The 18,791-nt window shown below is 46.1% G+C and carries 11 protein-coding genes and 1 pseudogene; 9 read left to right on the plus strand and 3 right to left on the minus strand.

The genetic code is table 11. The annotated features are described in order from the left end of the window. Positions 1 to 18: 18 nt before the first annotated feature. Positions 19 to 1,368, minus strand: a complete 1,350-nt coding sequence (locus tag BQ5591_RS11375; protein WP_071149485.1) for a dihydroorotase — start codon at positions 1,366 to 1,368, stop codon at positions 19 to 21. Positions 1,369 to 1,405: 37 nt separating this feature from the next. Further along, entirely contained in the window at positions 1,406 to 2,149 is a 744-nt protein-coding gene (locus BQ5591_RS11380; protein ID WP_022164141.1) for a polyprenol monophosphomannose synthase, read from the minus strand. 239 nt (positions 2,150 to 2,388) lie between these two features. On the opposite strand from BQ5591_RS11380, the gene mfd reads away from it, so the two are divergent. Continuing rightward, positions 2,389 to 5,784 (plus strand): transcription-repair coupling factor, encoded by a 3,396-nt coding sequence (mfd, locus tag BQ5591_RS11385; protein ID WP_071149486.1) that lies wholly within the window; start codon positions 2,389 to 2,391, stop codon positions 5,782 to 5,784. On the opposite strand, the gene BQ5591_RS11390 is transcribed toward mfd, so the two are convergent. Next, positions 5,785 to 6,669: a helix-turn-helix domain-containing protein gene (locus BQ5591_RS11390; protein WP_071149487.1), complete on the minus strand. Its 885-nt coding sequence runs from the start codon at positions 6,667 to 6,669 to the stop codon at positions 5,785 to 5,787. 200 nt (positions 6,670 to 6,869) lie between these two features. Between BQ5591_RS11390 and BQ5591_RS11395 the strand changes: the two genes are divergently transcribed. The 8 genes and pseudogenes from BQ5591_RS11395 to BQ5591_RS11430 all read left to right on the plus strand — a co-directional run. Next, positions 6,870 to 8,003 (plus strand): efflux RND transporter periplasmic adaptor subunit, encoded by a 1,134-nt coding sequence (locus tag BQ5591_RS11395; RefSeq protein WP_071149488.1) that lies wholly within the window; start codon positions 6,870 to 6,872, stop codon positions 8,001 to 8,003. A 4-nt stretch (positions 8,004 to 8,007) separates the two neighbouring features. Next, entirely contained in the window at positions 8,008 to 11,148 is a 3,141-nt protein-coding gene (locus tag BQ5591_RS11400) for an efflux RND transporter permease subunit (RefSeq protein ID WP_071149489.1), read from the plus strand. Beyond that, positions 11,145 to 12,518, plus strand: coding sequence for an efflux transporter outer membrane subunit (locus tag BQ5591_RS11405; protein ID WP_071149490.1), 1,374 nt, complete (start codon positions 11,145 to 11,147; stop codon positions 12,516 to 12,518). The genes BQ5591_RS11400 and BQ5591_RS11405 overlap by 4 nt, the downstream gene beginning before the upstream one ends. A 506-nt stretch (positions 12,519 to 13,024) precedes the next feature. Further along, positions 13,025 to 14,008: a GntR family transcriptional regulator gene (locus BQ5591_RS11410; protein ID WP_071150679.1), complete on the plus strand. Its 984-nt coding sequence runs from the start codon at positions 13,025 to 13,027 to the stop codon at positions 14,006 to 14,008. A gap of 88 nt (positions 14,009 to 14,096) precedes the next feature. Then, positions 14,097 to 15,872, plus strand: a complete 1,776-nt coding sequence (gene fucI / locus BQ5591_RS11415; protein WP_071149491.1) for an L-fucose isomerase — start codon at positions 14,097 to 14,099, stop codon at positions 15,870 to 15,872. A gap of 39 nt (positions 15,873 to 15,911) precedes the next feature. After that, positions 15,912 to 16,550: a class II aldolase/adducin family protein gene (locus BQ5591_RS11420; protein WP_071150680.1), complete on the plus strand. Its 639-nt coding sequence runs from the start codon at positions 15,912 to 15,914 to the stop codon at positions 16,548 to 16,550. A gap of 9 nt (positions 16,551 to 16,559) precedes the next feature. Next, the gene (locus BQ5591_RS11425; protein ID WP_071149492.1) at positions 16,560 to 17,993 is read left to right on the plus strand and encodes a rhamnulokinase; all 1,434 of its coding nucleotides are present in this window, start codon (positions 16,560 to 16,562) and stop codon (positions 17,991 to 17,993) included. Between the two features lie 152 nt (positions 17,994 to 18,145). Next, positions 18,146 to 18,784 (plus strand): annotated as a pseudogene (locus BQ5591_RS11430) (IclR family transcriptional regulator); the annotation flags it as partial. Positions 18,785 to 18,791 lie beyond the last annotated feature (7 nt).

Here is an 18,791-nt window from a genome sequence, read left to right on the forward strand (position 1 = left end):
GTTCTGGCATTAAAAAGATTATCGTTCAAAACGTAATTCTTCTCCACGGTAACTGTCGTCGACCTGTTCTTCAGTGTAGACAGTATATCCATTGACAAATGTTCTTTCCACTTTCCAGTCAAAACTGCGTCCTTCGAGCGGACTCCAGCCACATTTGCTTTGAATGAGGTGTTTTTCCAATGTCCAGGGAGATTCAGGTCTTACTAATACCATGTCGGCTCGGTATCCTTCACGAATAAAACCTCGCTCATGAATGCCGTATAACTGAGCTGGAGCATGACACATTTTCTGTACGACCTTTTCGATCGTGAAAACTCCCTCATTGACCAGTTGCAGCATGCTGACAAGCGAGAATTGTATCATAGGCATACCCGACATAGCTTTTAAGGCACCTCCTTTTTTCTCCGTGATGAGGTGAGGGGCATGATCGGTAGCAATTACGTCGATTACATCGTCATTGATAGCGGCACGCAAGGCATCGCGGTCAGCTTTGGACTTGACGGCCGGGTTACATTTGATAAGAGTGTTCAGTGTGCGGTAGTCGGACTGGCTGAAAAGCAAGTGGGCGACACAGGCTTCACCTGTAATTTTCTTGCTGCTGACAGAACCGGATTCGAGCAATTTAAGTTCGCGTGCGGTAGACAGATGGAGTACATGCAGTCGTGCTCCGGTTTCTTTTGCCAGCTGTACAGCCAAGTGCGATGAAGCATAACAGGCTGCCGAGGAACGGATGTTGGGATGTTTATTGACGGGTATATCATCTGCATCCGCGTATTGGGCTTTGTATTTCTCCGTGTTTAGGCGTATGATTGCCGGATCTTCGCAATGGACGGCGATGAGCATGTCTGTACTTCTGAATATACTTCGCAGACTTTCCTGACGGTCTACCAGCATATTCCCTGTACTAGAGCCCATAAAAAGCTTGATACCACATATACGGTTGCGATCCAGTTTTTCAAATTCTGTATAATTATTGTTGGTAGCTCCGAAGTAACAGGAATGATTGACAATACATTTCTCGTTCAGCAAGTCCAGCTTGGCGTTCAGTGCATCCAGCGTAACAGTCTGCGGACTGGTATTGGGCATGTCCATGATGCTGGTTACACCGCCGGCAGCTGCAGCACGGCTTTCGCTTAATATGTCGGCTTTGTGTGTCAGTCCCGGATCGCGGAAATGTACGTGGTCATCGATAACTCCGGGAAGCAAATAACATCCGGTAGCATCAATGGTTTCATCGCAAGGAGCGGAAAGAGGTTTTCCGTGTGTCAGCACTTCGGTGATGTAGCCCTGATTGCTGATGACTATAGAACCTTGTACGGTTTCTCCTTCGTTGACGATAAGGGCATTATGTATAAGAGTACGTTTCATTTTGATGGTCGTTGAGCGTTTCTCTGATGTTTATTAATCATTTTCCTTTCGGATATTTTTTGAACCAACTGTCCCACTTTAGGCGGATTACCCCGAAGACAGCTTCGCCAAAGATACTGCTGTTCATTTTAGAAGTCCCCAATTCGCGGTTGATGAAGATAACCGGAACTTCTTTGATCTGGAATCCACATTTGTAGGCTGTGAATTTCATTTCTATCTGAAAAGCGTATCCTTTAAAGCGTATACTGTCAAGCTGAATGGTCTCTAATACCTTACGGCGATAGCATACAAATCCAGCTGTGGTGTCGTGGATAGGCAGACCGGTGATAATACGGACATATTTGGACGCAAAGTAAGACATCAGTACGCGCCCCATAGGCCAGTTTACAACATTGACTCCGCTGACGTAGCGTGAGCCGATGGAAACATCTGCACCATTCTTGGCACAGGCTTCGTACAGGCGTGGCAGATCTTTGGGATTGTGACTGAAGTCGGCATCCATCTCGAAAATATATTCGTAGTTGTGTTCGAGTGCCCACTTGAATCCGGCAATGTAAGCGGTACCTAATCCCAGCTTTCCCCGACGTTCTACCATGAAAAGGCGTTCGGGAAACTCTTGCTGGAGTGTACGTACAATCGAAGCAGTGCCATCGGGCGAACCATCTTCAATCACAAGGATGTGAAATCCATGTTCGAGGCTGAAGACGGCACGGATGATGTTTTCAATGTTTTCCCGTTCGTTGTAGGTCGGAATGATAACTATACTGTCTGATGTCTGCATATCACCTTTGAGTTTGTTTCGGTTATTATATGGTTGCTGAATTTATCCGTTATTCAGCTCTAGCATTGTTTACTTTTTGTTACAGATACAAAGACAGACATTACGAAGTCTTGTTTCCTTGTAGGAATCTTCGTGTCTGTCGTACCTTTAATGAGAACAAAAATACTGTTTTTTCCGTCATTGACGAATAAAACGCGTGGATTATTTCGTATTTTTGTGCTCGAATTAGTGTGATGACAATGACTATTACTGAACTTCAGCAACTTTATGCCGCTCATCCTAATGTGGAGGGCATGATTCGATTATTAAAAGATTCTTCAGTCAGACATTTGTACTGTAACGGTTTATGCGCTTCGTCTGCTTCGCTGTTTGCTTCGACAATTGTACAGCAGGCCGAGTGCCCGTTCGTTTTTGTCCTGGGCGATTTGGAAGAAGCGGGCTATTTCTATCATGATTTGGTGCAAATATTGGGCTCGGATGATGTGCTGTTTTTCCCTTCATCGTTTCGGCGCGCTATTAAATATGGTCAGAAGGATGCTGCCAATGAGATATTGCGTACCGAAGTGTTGAGCCGTTTGGAGAAAGACGGAAAGCATGTATGTGTAGTGACCTATCCTGATGCTTTAGCTGAAAAAGTGGTTTCACGTAAGGATTTGGATGACAAAACGCTGAAACTGCATGTCGGAGAAAAAGTCGATATGGACTTTGTTCGAGAGGTATTGCGGAATTATGGTTTTGAATATGTCGATTACGTTTACGAACCTGGGCAATATGCAGTGCGCGGAAGTATTATAGATGTGTTTTCCTTCTCATCCGAGTATCCCTTCCGTATCGACTTTTTCGGTGACGAAGTGGAAAGTATCCGTACGTTTGAAGTAGAGACACAGCTGTCGAAAGAAAAAAAAGAAAACATAGTCATTGTTCCCGACTTAAGTCATAATCTGGAAGATGGAGGAAATGGTGGGATGGTATCTCTGCTCGATTTTCTGCAAGCTGATACAGTGTTGGCCATGCGCGATTTCCTTTGGTTACGCGAACGTATACAGAATGTGCACGACGAGTCGTTGACACCTCAGGCAATTGCAGCCCGCGAAGCGGAAGAAAACGGAGCCATCAGACTGGATGGAAAATTAATAGACGGAGGTGAGTTTACGGTACGGGCTCTTGATTTCAGACGGATGGAGTTTGGCAATAAACCGACAGGGACTCCCAATGCTGTTTTGAACTTCAGCACTTCGGCTCAGCCTATCTTCCACAAGAATTTTGATCTTGTAGCACAAAGCTTTAAAGAATATATCGCTAATGGCTATACTATTTATATATGTAGTGACAGTACAAGGCAGACTGATCGTATTCGGGCTATCTTTGAAGATCGTGGCGATAACATTTCCTTTACGGCAGTAGAGCGTACTTTGCATGAAGGTTTTGCCGATAATGATTTGCATTTGTGCGTTTTTACCGATCATCAGCTCTTTGACCGTTTTCATAAGTACAATCTGAAAAGCGATAAGGCACGCAGTGGAAAAGTGGCACTTAGCCTGAAAGAGCTGAATCAGTTTACTCCGGGTGACTATGTAGTGCATACTGATCATGGAGTAGGACGTTTTGCTGGGTTGGTGCGTATACCTAATGGCGACACTACGCAAGAGGTAATGAAACTGGTTTATCAGAATGACGATGTTGTGTTTGTTTCTATTCATTCTTTGCATAAAGTATCCAAATACAAGGGAAAGGAAGGAGAGGCGCCTCGTCTGAACAAACTAGGAACTGGTGCTTGGGAGAAGTTGAAAGACCGCACCAAGACTAAAATCAAAGACATTGCCCGTGACCTGATCAAACTTTATTCACAACGTCGCGAGGAGAAAGGATTCCAGTTCAGCCCCGACAGTTTTCTGCAACGCGAACTCGAAGCTTCTTTCCTTTATGAGGATACTCCCGACCAAAGCAAAGCTACTGCTGAGGTGAAAGCCGATATGGAGAGTGCCCGTCCGATGGACCGTCTGGTGTGTGGTGATGTTGGCTTTGGTAAGACGGAAGTAGCTATACGTGCTGCTTTTAAAGCTGTGGCCGATAATAAGCAGGTAGCTGTACTGGTACCGACGACGGTGTTGGCATACCAGCACTTTCAAACTTTTAAAGAACGCTTGAAAGAGTTGCCTTGTAAAGTCGAATATCTGAGTCGTGCCCGCACATCGGCACAGACCAGAGCGGTTATCAAGGGTTTGGCTGCGGGAGAAGTAAATATTCTGATAGGCACACACCGTATCTTGGGTAAGGATGTAAAGTTCAAGGATCTGGGATTGCTCATTATTGATGAAGAGCAGAAATTTGGGGTTAGTGTAAAGGAAAAACTGCGTCAGTTGAAGGTTAATGTAGACACATTGACCATGACGGCTACTCCTATTCCCCGAACTTTGCAGTTCTCGCTGATGGGAACAAGAGATTTGTCGGTTATACAAACACCTCCACCCAACCGTTATCCGGTGCAAACCGAAGTGCATACTTTCAATGAAGAAGTGATAACGGATGCCATTAATTTTGAGATGAGCCGTAACGGACAGGTCTTTTTCGTGAACAATCGTATTTCCAATCTGGTGGAACTGAAGGCCATGATCGAACGCAACATTCCGGATTGTCGGATTTGCATCGGCCACGGACAGATGGAACCCGCCGAACTGGAGAAAATCATACTGGATTTTGTGAATTATGACTATGATGTCCTGATAGCCACTACCATTATCGAAAGCGGTATTGACATACCCAATGCCAATACGATTATTATCAATCAGGCACAGAACTTCGGGCTGAGTGACTTGCATCAGATGCGTGGCCGGGTAGGGCGGAGCAACAAGAAGGCTTTCTGTTATCTGCTCGCTCCTCCTTTGTCGTCGTTGACTCCTGAGGCTAAACGCCGGTTGCAGGCTATTGAGAACTTCTCCGATTTGGGAAGTGGTATACACATTGCTATGCAGGATCTCGACATTCGGGGGGCAGGCAATATGCTGGGAGCTGAACAGAGTGGTTTCATTGCCGATTTGGGTTATGAAACTTATCAGAAGATTCTGACCGAGGCCGTTCGCGAGCTGAAGAATGAAGAGTTTTCCGATCTGATGGCAGAAGAACAGCAAGCTGCCGACGGAAGCGGACAGATTACCGGTGAACAGTTTGTGGATGAATGCCAGGTTGAGAGCGATTTGGAATTATTGTTACCTGCCGATTATGTGACAGGTAGTAGCGAACGTATGTTGCTCTATCGCGAATTGGACGGTCTGGTATTGGACAAAGACGTGGAGGCCTTCCGCTCACGTCTGGAAGACCGTTTCGGTCCAATTCCTCCTGAGACGCAGGAACTGCTCCGCATTGTTCCTTTACGTCGTCTGGCTGCCCGACTTGGTGCGGAAAAGGTATTTTTAAAAGGAGGGCGTATGACTTTGTTCTTCGTCTCCATACCTGATAGTCCGTATTATCAGAGCCAGGCCTTTGGTAAGGTTATTTCTTACATGATGAAGTATACCCGTCGTTGCGATTTGCGCGAGCAGAACGGAAAACGCAGTATGCAGGTTAAAGACGTCACTTCGGTAGAGGAGGCTGTTCACGTATTGCAGGAAATGTTTGCCATGCAGATCGAGGAATAATCAGGGGAGGTCCGTGTGGTTCCTTCTCCGATATTCCATGGGAGACTTCTTTTTTTGCGCTTTGAAGAATTTGCAAAAAGAAGCCTGATCGGCAAAGTGTAGTTCTTCGGCAATCCGGCTGATAGGAATGCTGTCGTCATCGAGCATGTGCAAGGCATGCCCTAGAATTTCGTCACAAATGATGGTGTGCGGAGTCTTTCCGGTCATCTTTCGTACGGTACGTGTCAGATGCTTTACAGAAATGCATAAAGCATTGGCATAAAATTCTAGCTGATGTTCAGTTGCGAAATGAGTTGAAACCAATTTCATGAAGTTTAGTATGATAAGGTCCTGTTTGCTGATGTAGGAAGCAGACTGTTCTACATTCTTTTCTTGTGCGAACATGATGTTTCCTAATTCAAGGCTAAAACTTTTGAAGTAAAGTTGTGCCAGTTCCTGTCGATAGTAATGAGTCTGTGTGCTGAGTGTGTCTTTCAGCAGACATAATTGGTTCTCAATAAGAGCATTATCCTGAGCAGAGAAAATACGGATGGGAATGGTCTGACGTTCGGTCATTCGGTTTAGTGGACCTGGACGTAAGTTTTTTAGCGATTCGCAGGCAAATTCAAAGGTAATGAACAGGCACCATGCACGTAGGTCAGAGTTGAAGTTTGTCATTTTCAGAGTCATGGTGTCTAAAATGTCGAGGTAGGCTGGTGCTTTCATTTCACACGACTGGTTCCCTAAAGATATGTTCACACTGCCGTTTGATACTAATAGGAATATACGGCTATTTTCGATGAGACGATTCTCCAGCTTATAGAAGTTGGCAGGAGAAACTAAAAGTACCTGTCCGCTGATATAGCAGTCAGGCGAAAATAGCAGAGATAGTTCTTTTTGTGTCATTGTCTGTTTCAAAAGCGTTGGTTATGTTGCGAAAATACAGAAAAATGTCTGTTAACGACAAATTTAGACGTCAAATAGACATATGGATTCCTAACAAAATCTAATAAGGGGTGTTTTGGACAAATCTTTGTTCCAAATTGCCAAAAAGCTCGTTGATATTGCCTATAATTTTGCTCGAAAAATAACAAATTTGAGTAAAAATGAAGGTGAAAAGAGTAATTTTATTAGGTGTATGTTGCATGACCGTTTTGTCGGGATGCCGGCAGAACTTACAGCAACAGGGAAAACAAGATTATCCGTTAATGACATTGAAACCCGAGGACAGAGAACTCTCTGTCAGCTATTCGGCTGTGATCGAAGGTAAGCAGGATGTAGAGATTCGCCCGCAGGTTTCAGGAACCATTACACAGGTATTGGTGAAAGAAGGAGCACAAGTACACAAAGGGCAAGTATTGTTTGTTATTGATCAGGTACCTTACAAAGCAGCTTTACAAAAGGCAAAAGCGGCTGTAGCTACGGCACAGGCCAGTGAAGCCACTGCTAAACAGACGTTGGAAGGAAAACAGTTGTTGTTTAATGACAAAGTTATTTCAGACTTTGAGCTTCGTACGGCACAGAACGATTATCAAAGTGCCAAAGCACTGCTGGAACAGGCGCAGGCTGAGTTGACAGATGCCGAAAACAATCTTTCTTATACAGAGGTAAAAAGTCCGGTTGACGGTTATGCGGGTATGACGTCCTACCGTATCGGTGCGTTGGTAAGCGCCTCCATGAGCGACCCTTTGATTCGTGTATCGGACAATTCGGAAATGTACGTCTATTTCTCGCTAAGTGAAAAACAGGTTTTGAGTCTGACAGCACAATACGGTTCGTTGGACAGCACGTTGGCCTCATTTCCCGAAGTTTCTCTACAACTGAATGACGGTTCGGTGTACGAGCAGAAAGGAAAAGTAGATGTCATCAGTGGCATTATCGACAAAACAACCGGAACAGTCAGTTTGAGGGCGGTATTCGATAATAAAGGCAAACGTCTGATGAGTGGTGGATCAGCCAGTGTGGTTATTCCTTATGAGCGGAAGCAATGCATCGTTATCCCGCAGGGAGGAACATACGAAATACAGGATCGGATTTTTGCCTATAAAGTAGTAGACGGAAAAGCTGTTTCGACCCCGATTGAAGTATTCGAGATAAACGATGGAAAAGAATATATTGTAGAAAGCGGACTGAGCGAAGGCGATGTGATTGTGTCCGAGGGTGCCGGCTTGCTGAAGGACGGCACTGTAGTAAGTGCATCGGCTACGCCACAGGCAAACGAAACAAATATGGAGGGCTGACATAATGAAACTACAGCATTTTATAGACCGGCCGATTCTCTCCATGGTGATTTCGGTCGTAATTCTGGTGGCCGGACTTATCGGACTCTATGCCTTGTCGGTTGAACAATATCCGGATATTGCTCCACCTACTATCCGTGTATCTACTACATATAGTGGTGCCAATGCCGAAGCTGTGCAGAAGAGTGTGATCGTACCTCTGGAAGAAGCCATCAACGGCGTTGAGAACATGACTTATATGACTTCTACAGCCAGCAATACGGGTAGTGCTGAAATTACAGTCTACTTCAAGCAGGGAAGCGATCCGGATATGGCGGCTGTCAACGTGCAGAACAAAGTTTCTACTGCCACTTCTTTGTTGCCGGCCGAAGTAACCAAAGTAGGCGTAACTACCATGAAGCGTCAGAGCAGTATGCTGAAAATCTTTGGTTTGTATAGCCCGAACGGGACGTATGACGAAACTTTCCTGACTAATTATCTGAGTATAAACGTTAAACCGCAGTTGCAGCGTATCTCGGGTGTAGGCGAAGTAAACGTGATGGGTGGTGACTATGCCATGCGTATCTGGCTGAAACCTGAAGTGATGGCTCAGTATGAGTTGGAACCAAGCGATGTGGAGTCTGCCTTGTCCAGTCAGAACATTGAAGCTTCGACCGGTTCTATCGGCGAGGATTCCAAGAATGTCTACCAGTATACATTGAAGTATCGTGGACGTCTGGAGAAGGAACAAGAATTCGAAGAGATTGTCATTAAGGCACTGGACGACGGTCGGGTACTGAAACTGAAAGACATTGCTACCGTAGAACTGGGTGCACAGAGTTATTCGTATACCGGTAGTGTAAACGGAGCTCCGGGCAGTACGTGTATGATCAATCAGACGGCCGGAACCAATGCCAATGAGATCATCATGGAGATAGACAAGTTTCTGGAAGAACTGAAAGAAACGTTGCCCGAAGACGTGGAAGTTGTGGAACTGATGAGTACCAAGAATTTCCTTGATGCTTCTATCAACGAAGTAATCAAGACTTTGATTGAAGCTATCATACTGGTTGTGTTGGTTGTATATGTCTTCCTCCAGAATCCGCGTTCTACGCTGATCCCTACCGTCAGTATCTTTGTCTCGCTGATAGGTACGTTTGCGGTGCTTTACATAGCAGGATTCAGTATCAATCTGCTTACGCTGTTTGCATTGGTGTTGGCCATCGGTACGATTGTCGACGACGCCATCATTGTGGTCGAAGCTGTGCAGGTAAGGTTCGACGAGGGTTACCGTTCGCCATACAGAGCCTCTATCGATGCCATGAGTGGCATTTCTTCGGCTATCGTTACTTCGACTCTGGTGTTTATGGCAGTGTTTGTTCCGGTGTCGTTTATGGGTGGTACGTCAGGAGTGTTCTATACTCAGTTCGGTATCACGATGGCTGTGGCGGTAGGTATTTCGGCCATCAATGCCTTGACGCTTTCGCCTGCCCTTTGTGCTTTGATTCTTCGTCCGAACGAAATTCTGGTCGACGGTAAGAAACCGGAATTCTCGACCCGCTTCCGTCTGGCATTCGATTCGGCTTTCAAGCGCATTGTGTTGAAATATAAATCCGGAGCCAAATTCTTTATTAAAAGAAAATGGCTGGCATGGACTTCATTTGCGGCTGCGGTCCTGTTATTGTTCTATTTTATGGGAACGACCAAGACCAGTCTGGTACCTTCGGAGGATACCGGCTCTATATTTGTCAGCTTGGATGCTCCTGCAGGAAGTACGTTGGCCGAGACGGCAAGTATTATGGAAAAGGTGGAGAAAGAGTTGAAGGAAATTCCGCAGATAGCGAACTTCAACAAGGTGGCAGGTTTTGGAATGGGTTCGGGTAGCGGTGCTTCGCATGGTATGTTTATTGTGAAGCTGAAGCACTGGGACGAACGCCCGGGTAAGGAGAATAGTGTAGATGCTATTTCGGCTGAAATCTATCGGCGTACGGCTCACATAAAGAATGCGAATATCTTTGTGTTCTCGCCGCCAATGATTTCAGGTTACGGAACGGGTAACAGTTTCGAACTGTATTTGCAGGACCGTTCGGGTAAGGGTATTGATGCTTTGAGCCAGGTAACAGATAATTTCCTGCTAGAACTGAACAAACGTCCGGAAATCCAGATGGCTTATACTTCTTTCAGTGCACGCTTCCCGCAATATCGTGTCGACGTGGATGAGGCACAATGTCAGCGGGCCGGTATTACAACAGAACACGTCCTGTCCGTTCTGTCTGGCTATTTCGGTAGCATTTATGCTTCCAATTTCAATCGTTTCACGAAGCTGTACAGGGTTATCATACAGGCACCGTCGGACAGCCGTAAGACGATGCAGTCGCTCGACAATATTTATGTGAAGACATCGGATGGCATGGCACCGGTCAGCCAGTTTGTGACGCTGACCAAGACATACGGTGCCGAGTCGCTGACGCGTTTCAACATGTTCTCGTCTATCAATGTACAGGGTATGCCTGCCAGTGGATACAGTTCGGGCGATGTCATCAATGCGGTGAAAGAAGTGGCTGCGCAGACGCTTCCTACAGGTTACGGTTACGAGTTTTCGGGCATGACACGCGAGGAAGAGCAGATGGCCAACTCGCACGACACGGTCATCATCTATGGTGTCTGCATTCTGTTCATCTATCTGATACTTTGTGCTCTGTACGAAAGTCTGTTTATCCCGATGGCTGTTATTCTGTCCGTACCTTTCGGACTGATGGGAAGTTTCCTGTTCGCCCGCCTGTGGGGGATTGAGAACAACATCTATTTGCAGACAGGGTTGATTATGCTGATCGGACTCTTGTCGAAGACAGCTATCCTGCTGACCGAATATGCTACCGAGCGGCGTAAGGAAGGCATGTCGCTGTCGCAGGCTGCCATCTCGGCTGCCGGTGTACGTTTGAGGCCTATCCTGATGACGGCACTGACCATGATATTCGGTCTGCTTCCGCTGATGTTTGCTTCGGGTGTAGGAGCCAATGGTAATACTTCGCTGGGCGTAGGTGTCGTAGGAGGCATGCTGATAGGTACGGTAGCGCTGTTGTTTGTAACACCTGCTTTTTTCATTACTTTCCAGTATTTGGAAGAACGGGTTATGGGTAAACGAAAAGAAGACAGAAAATTATGAAAAAGATAGTTTATATAATAATGTGTATGGCAATGCTGAGCAGTTGCCACATTTACCGCAATTACCAACGTCCCGACAACCTGCCGGTAGACAGCCTGTTCAGGGATGTTGATATGGCGGCCGGAGAAGATTCCGTCAGTTTCGGTGATCTGCCTTGGCAGGAGGTTTTTCAGGATCCTCTGTTGCAGGAGCTGATACGTTTCGGGTTGAAAAACAATACAGATATGCAGACCGCATGGTTGCGCTTAGACCAGGCAAAGGCACAACTCAGAGCTGCCAACCTGTCGTTCTTGCCTTCGCTTACTTTGTCACCTCAAGGCACACTGACTAGCAGCGATGGAGGCAAGGCGGTGAAAACGTACGAGCTGCCTGTCCAGGCAAGTTGGGAAGTAGACCTGTTTGGCAACCTGCGCAATGCCCGGAAAGGCACTCAGGCCACTTTGTTTCAGCAGCAGGCCTATCAGCAAGCAGTCCGCTCCGATCTGATTGCTACCATTGCCAATGATTATTATTCGCTTCTGATGCTGGACGAGCAGATAGCCATCAGCTCGTCTACGCTGGAAGTGTGGAAAGAACAGGTACGTCTGCTCGAATCCAAATTGAAAGTCGGTGAGGAGACTGAGAATGCCGTTACGCAGGCACGTGCCAGCTTGTACGAGCTGGAGGCTACCCACAACGATTTGCTTCGTCAGCAGCGCGAAGCCGAGAATACGCTTTGCACTTTGCTGGGTATTACTTCGCGCACCATCGAACGGAGCTCGCTGAAGGAACAGCAGTTCCCCGATACGTTTCAGACGGGTGTGCCTCTGCGGTTGCTGTCCAGACGCCCCGATGTCGTGCAGGCGGAGATGACGTTGGCCAATGCGTATTACACGACCAACCAGTCGCGTTCGGCTTTCTATCCTAATCTGACACTTTCGGGTAGTGTCGGTTGGACCAATTCTTTAGGTCAGGCAGTGACCAATCCGGGTGGTTGGATTCTGTCGGCCGTGGCATCGTTGACTCAACCCATCTTCAACCGTGGCAAGCTGATTTCCAATCTGCGTGTCTCCAAGGACGAAGAACAAATAGCTTTGCTTAATTACAAACAGACATTGCTCGATGCCGGACAGGAAGTGAACGATGCTTTGTATGCTGTAAGTTCGGCACAGCGCAGTCTGGAGAGTCATCAGAAGCAATGCCGCGAATTGGAACGCACCGTGCAGACTGCCGAAGCTTTGTATCGGACGGGCAATGCCACTTATCTGGAATTGCTGACGGCGCGTCAGTCGCTATTGAGTGCACGTCTGAATGTTGTTTCGGACAGTTTTTCCCAGTGTCAGTATATGATCAGTCTGTACAATGCATTGGGAGGCGGGGCGACTGACTGATAGATAGATGTTTTTTTGCGATTTGATAGATGTTTAGTTGCCCATGCAGTAGCCAGATTCGGTCTACTCTCTTCTTCATTATACCTCTAATAATATAAAAGAATCACTACTGGTATGGGTTTTGAGAGGGATATGTCGTGAAGACACATCCCTCTTTTTCTATCAGTACCGATCAGGTAATCTGTCTGATGAATGAATCGTACTTGCATGGCTTGCGAGTCGTGTAAGTATGGCTTGTGGTGAAACGACTTAAGGGCTCTGTTTTTTCCCCAGTTAGGAAAAAATTATTCTCCAGTTAGGAAAATATTTTTTCCTAACTATGCAAAAAAGTCCTATTGCTATCGTTGACTGCATTTGCCGAAAACATTGCGCCAATCTGGCTTTTTTATGTGAATATGTTGTATAACACCATCCTGAGTCTCGTTTTCTTTGCAAAAAATACTTTCCTTTGTATCAGTATAGTTCAGCACAGCTGTAATGCCTGTGCTTTAAGTAGAAAAAACACCGTGGAAAGCAACACATTCGGACAACAGTCAAGTAAAGTAACGCAGCTGGCCGATCGTATCAGTCAGGCTATTTCGATGCGTGAGTTTTTGGAAGGAGACTCTTTGCCTTCCATCAACGAACTGAGCCGTCGGTATGGGGTTTCGCGTGATACTGTATTCAAGGCTTTCCAGGATTTAAGGGAACGGGGACTGATTGACTCAACGCCCCGCAAAGGTTATTTTGTTACGAGTCAGGTTACAAACGTATTGCTTTTGCTCGACCAATATACACCTTTTAAAGAAACGCTGTACAACAGTTTTGTGAGTCATCTTCCACTCAATTATAAAGTAGATTTGTTGTTTCATCAGTACAACGAGCACCTCTTCAATACCATTGTCCGTGAATCTGTGGGCAAGTACAACAAGTATGTAGTGATGAACTTCGACAACGAGAAGTTCAGTAAGGCATTGCATAAAATCAATCCCGCCAGGCTGTTATTGCTCGATTTCGGTAAGTTCGATAAAGCAAAGTACTCGTATGTTTGCCAGGATTTTGACGAATCGTTCTATCGTGCATTGGAGAGTCTGAAAGACCGGTTGACCCGTTACCGGAAATTTGTCTTTTTGTTTCCGCGTACGCTGAAACATCCGCAGAGCAGCAAGGATTACTTTGTGCGTTTTTGTCAGGCAAACCGTTTGGAGTGCACGATCGAAGACGATGTAGACAATCTGCAGGTTGAAGCGCAAACGGCTTATTTGGCCATCAAACAACAGGATGTGGTTAAGGTAGTGAAGCAGGGCAGGCTAGAGGGATTGAAGTGTGGAAAGGACTTCGGACTGCTGGCCTATAACGATGTTCCTTCGTACGAAGTAATCGACGAAGGAATTACTGCACTGACCATCGACTGGCATAAGATGGGCGATGAGGTGGCACATTTTGTTCTCAATAACACGACAGTGCAGGAGTACCTCCCGACGGAGGTAAGGCTGCGATGTTCCTTATAATTTTTTTATCCGGGAATCAGCACAGATCAGTATAGATAATCTTTAATAAAATACATATTAATTTATTCTACTCATTATAATCAGAATTATGAAAAAGTATCCTAAAATCGGTATTCGTCCCACCATTGACGGTCGTCAGGGCGGAGTTCGTGAGAGTCTGGAAGAAAAGACTATGAATCTGGCTAAAGCTGTAGCCCAGCTTATCAGCAGCAACTTGAAAAACGGAGATGGTAGTCCGGTAGAGTGTGTGATTGCCGACGGAACCATTGGTCGGGTAGCCGAAAGCGCGGCTTGTGCCGAAAAGTTCGAGCGTGAAGGAGTAGGTTCTACCATCACTGTCACTTCGTGCTGGTGTTATGGCGCTGAAACAATGGACATGAATCCTTATTATCCGAAAGCTGTATGGGGATTTAACGGTACCGAACGTCCCGGAGCAGTTTATCTGGCAGCCGTACTGGCCGGACATGCTCAGAAAGGTTTACCGGCTTTTGGTATATACGGACACGATGTACAGGATCTGGACGATAACAGCATACCGGCCGATGTAGCCGAAAAGATTCTTCGTTTTGCCCGTGCGGCACAGGCTGTGGCCACGATGCGTGGCAAGTCTTACCTGTCTATGGGTAGTGTATCTATGGGAATCGCAGGTTCGATTGTCAATCCGGATTTCTTCCAGGAGTATTTGGGCATGCGCAACGAATCAGTGGACTTGACTGAAATCATCCGCCGCATGACAGAAGGTATTTACGATCCTGAAGAGTATGCCAAGGCAATGGCCTGGACCGAGAAATACTGTAAGGTAAACGAAGGAGAAGACTTCAAAAACCGTCCCGAGAAGCGCAAGACTCGCGAGCAGAAAGATGCCGACTGGGAGTTTGTGGTGAAAATGATGATTATCATGCGCGACCTGATGACAGGTAATCCTCGTCTGAAAGAACTGGGATTCATGGAAGAGGCATTGGGCCACAACGCCATAGCAGCCGGTTTCCAGGGACAGCGTCAGTGGACAGATTTTTATCCCAATGGTGACTATCCCGAAGCATTGCTCAACACATCTTTCGACTGGAACGGCATTCGCGAAGCTTTTGTCGTAGCTACTGAAAATGATGCCTGCAACGGTGTAGCTATGCTGTTCGGACACTTGCTGACCAATCGTGCTCAGATATTCTCGGACGTACGTACCTATTGGAGCCCCGAAGCTGTAAAACGTGTAACAGGTAAGGATCTGACAGGTCTGGCTGCTAACGGTATCATCCATCTGATTAACTCTGGAGCAACTACACTGGACGGCTCAGGACAGTCGGTTGACGAAAATGGCAATCCGGTGATGAAAGAACCGTGGAATATTACAGAAGCTGATGTAGACAACTGTCTGAAAGCAACAACCTGGTATCCGGCAGACCGTGATTACTTCCGTGGCGGAGGTTTCTCTTCGAACTTCTTGTCTAAGGGAGGAATGCCTGTTACGATGATGCGTCTGAATCTGATAAAAGGTCTTGGTCCTGTGCTGCAGATAGCCGAAGGATGGACGGTGACCATTGATCCTGAAATCCATGAGAAGCTGAACATGCGTACCGACCCGACATGGCCTACTACTTGGTTTGTGCCGCGTTTGTGCGATAAACCGGCTTTCAAAGACGTATATTCGGTAATGAACAATTGGGGAGCTAATCATGGTGCCATCAGTTATGGCCATATCGGTCAGGATCTTATTACGCTGGCTTCGATGTTGCGTATACCGGTTTGCATGCATAATGTGGAAGATGACCAGATTTTCCGTCCTGCCGCATGGAATGCTTTCGGCATGGATAAGGAAGGTGCCGACTATCGGGCTTGTGCTACTTATGGACCTATTTATAAATAAACTCAGATAGCAGAATTTGAAAAAAGAATATTCATTATGATGATAACAGAAGAACATATTCAGGAATTTATTTCGCAGGCTCACCGTTGTGGTGATGCCCGGTTGACTATATGTAGTAGTGGTAACTTGTCGTGGCGCATTGGCGAACAGGCATTGATTTCAGGAACCGGCTCGTGGGTTCCTTCTCTTCGCAGAGAGAATGTGGCTATTTGCAATATTGCCGACGGTCAGTCGCTGAACGGAGTGAAACCATCGATGGAGAGCGGTTTTCATTTGGGTATCCTTCGCGAGCGTCCGGATGTGAATGTGGTTTTGCATTTCCAGTCAGAGTATGCTACGGTGATAGCCTGTATGAAGAACCGACCGACAAACTTCAATGTAACGGCAGAAATTCCCTGCCATGTAGGAACGGAAATTCCTGTTGTGCCTTATTATCGTCCGGGTTCGAAAGAACTTGCTGCCGGAGTGGTAGAGGCGATGCGCAACCATAATTCAGTATTGTTGGCCAAACATGGTCAGGTGGTATGTGGCAAAGACTTTGATGAGGCTTTCGAACGTGCCATGTTCTTTGAGATGGCGTGCCGCATTATGGTACAGTCGGGTGGGGCGTACGATGTACTTACTCCTGCCGAAATAGACGATCTGGAAACGTACGTGCTGGGCAAGAAAACCAAATAGTATGACATTATGAAAGAAACTGTAGTTAAGAATACTTATCTGGCAGTTGATTTTGGAGGAGGAAGCGGGCGAGTCATTGCCGGCTTCCTCGTTCACGGAAAACTGAAGATGGAGGAAATATACCGTTTTCCTAACCGTCAGGTACGTATGGGGAAGCATGTGTATTGGGATTTTCCGGCTCTTTTCGAGGAGATGAAGAACGGGCTGAAAGAAGCTGCCCGACGGGGCTACTCGGTTAGTGGAATCGGTATAGATACCTGGGGAGTTGATTTTGGTCTGATCGATAAAAACGGAAATCTGTTGGGAAATCCGGTCTGCTATCGTGACGAGCGTACACAAGGGATGCCAGAGAAAGTTTTCCGTCTGTTGGAACCAGGTGAACATTATCGAGTAACCGGTACACAGGTAATGCCGATTAATACTCTTTTCCAATTGTACAGTATGAAGGAAGCTAGTGACCCGCAACTGGATGTAGCCGATAAACTGCTATTTATGCCAGACTTGTTCAGCTATTTCCTGACTGGTACGGCTAATACGGAATATACCATTGCTTCTACTTCCGAGTTGTTGGATGCGCGTTGCCGCTGCTGGTCGTCGGATACCATTCGTGCGGTGGGGCTTCCGGAACATCTGTTTGGAGAGATTGTTTTTCCGGGGCATGTGCGTGGTCGTTTGACGGAAGAAGTAGCCCGCGAAACAGGCTTGGGAGCTGTTGACGTGATTGCAGTAGGTTCGCACGACACTGCTAGTGCTGTAGCTGCGGCACTGGTGACAAACGAAACAGTGGCATATCTCAGTTCGGGTACCTGGTCATTGCTGGGAGTAGAACTGGATAGACCAGTTCTGACGGAAGGAGCCCGAATGGCGCAGTTTACGAACGAAGGAGGTGTAGGGAATCGCATTTGCTTCCTTCAAAACATTACGGGTTTATGGATTTTGCAACGCCTGATGTCAGAATGGAAATTGCGGGGAGAAGAGCAAACTTATGATGAGCTTATTCCGCAAGCTGAAAAAGCTGTTACCGATGCGTTCATACCGGTAGATGATGATCGTTTTATGAATCCTGCCAGTATGGAAGCCGCCATTTTGGATTACTGCCGTCAGCAGAATTTCCGGTTACCGCAGAGTAAAGCAGAACTGGTGAAGTGTGTGTTGCAGTCGCTGGCTGCCAAGTACCGGCAGGCGGTAGATCGTCTGAATGGTTTCTTGTCTGTACCGATTTCTCGACTGAACATCATTGGCGGTGGATCGCAAAACCGCTTGCTCAATCAGTTAACCGCCGATGCACTGGGTATTCCTGTTCAGACTGGTCCCGTAGAGGCAACAGCTATAGGCAATATTCTTACGCAGGCAATGGCAAAAGGTGAATTGTCCGGCATGGATGAATTGCGAAGAATCGTTGCTGATAGTTTTGAGGTGCAGATGTTTTATCCGCGCAGTTGATTGTAACAGTTTGAGGAAAAAACATACAGATCAAAACGAAATAAAAAACGCGACTAAAAAACTGGCTAAAATTTTGTTTTATTTCGATGAGATATTTATATTTATTTCCGAAGTGAAACATTATTTCAAATACGGAAAACATGTGTTCAAATATGGAAAATCAGGACTCTAACTACAAAGTACCTAACCTTGAAAAAGGTTTGGCGGTATTGGAATATCTCTCATACAGCTTTAAAGGAAAAACGCTGCAGGAGGTAAAGGAAGATCTTGAAATTTCCCAAACTACAACTTATCGTATATTGAATACAATGGTACGTTTGGAGTATCTGATATACGATGAGGATTCCCGTCGTTATAAACTTTCGCGCAAATTGTTGACACTGGGTTTCCGTGCTTTGAACGAACATCAGCTGCTTGAGACCGTTTATCCTCATTTGCGCAATCTGCGTGATTGTGTGAAAGAAACGGTGTGCTTCGGAGTGATGGGAGAAGAAAAAGGAATATTTATAGATCAGGCGCAAGGACTTCACGCCTTTAGTTTTACACTTTCTCCAGGAAAACCTTTTAAGTTGCATTGTTCGGCACCGGGTAAGGCAATTATGGCTTATCTGCCTAACAATGTCAGAGACCGTTATCTGTCCTATATGGATTTTAAGCAGTATAATGAACGGACAATAACCTCCCGTGAAGATTATCTGAAAGAATTAGAAGAGGTACTGCAAAAAGGATATGCGATGGATAATGAGGAAGAATTGTCGGGAGTGATTTGTATCGGTGCGCCTATTTTTAATTAACGTG

It is taken from the genome of Bacteroides ndongoniae (genome assembly GCF_900108345.1).
GTDB lineage: Bacteria > Bacteroidota > Bacteroidia > Bacteroidales > Bacteroidaceae > Bacteroides > Bacteroides ndongoniae.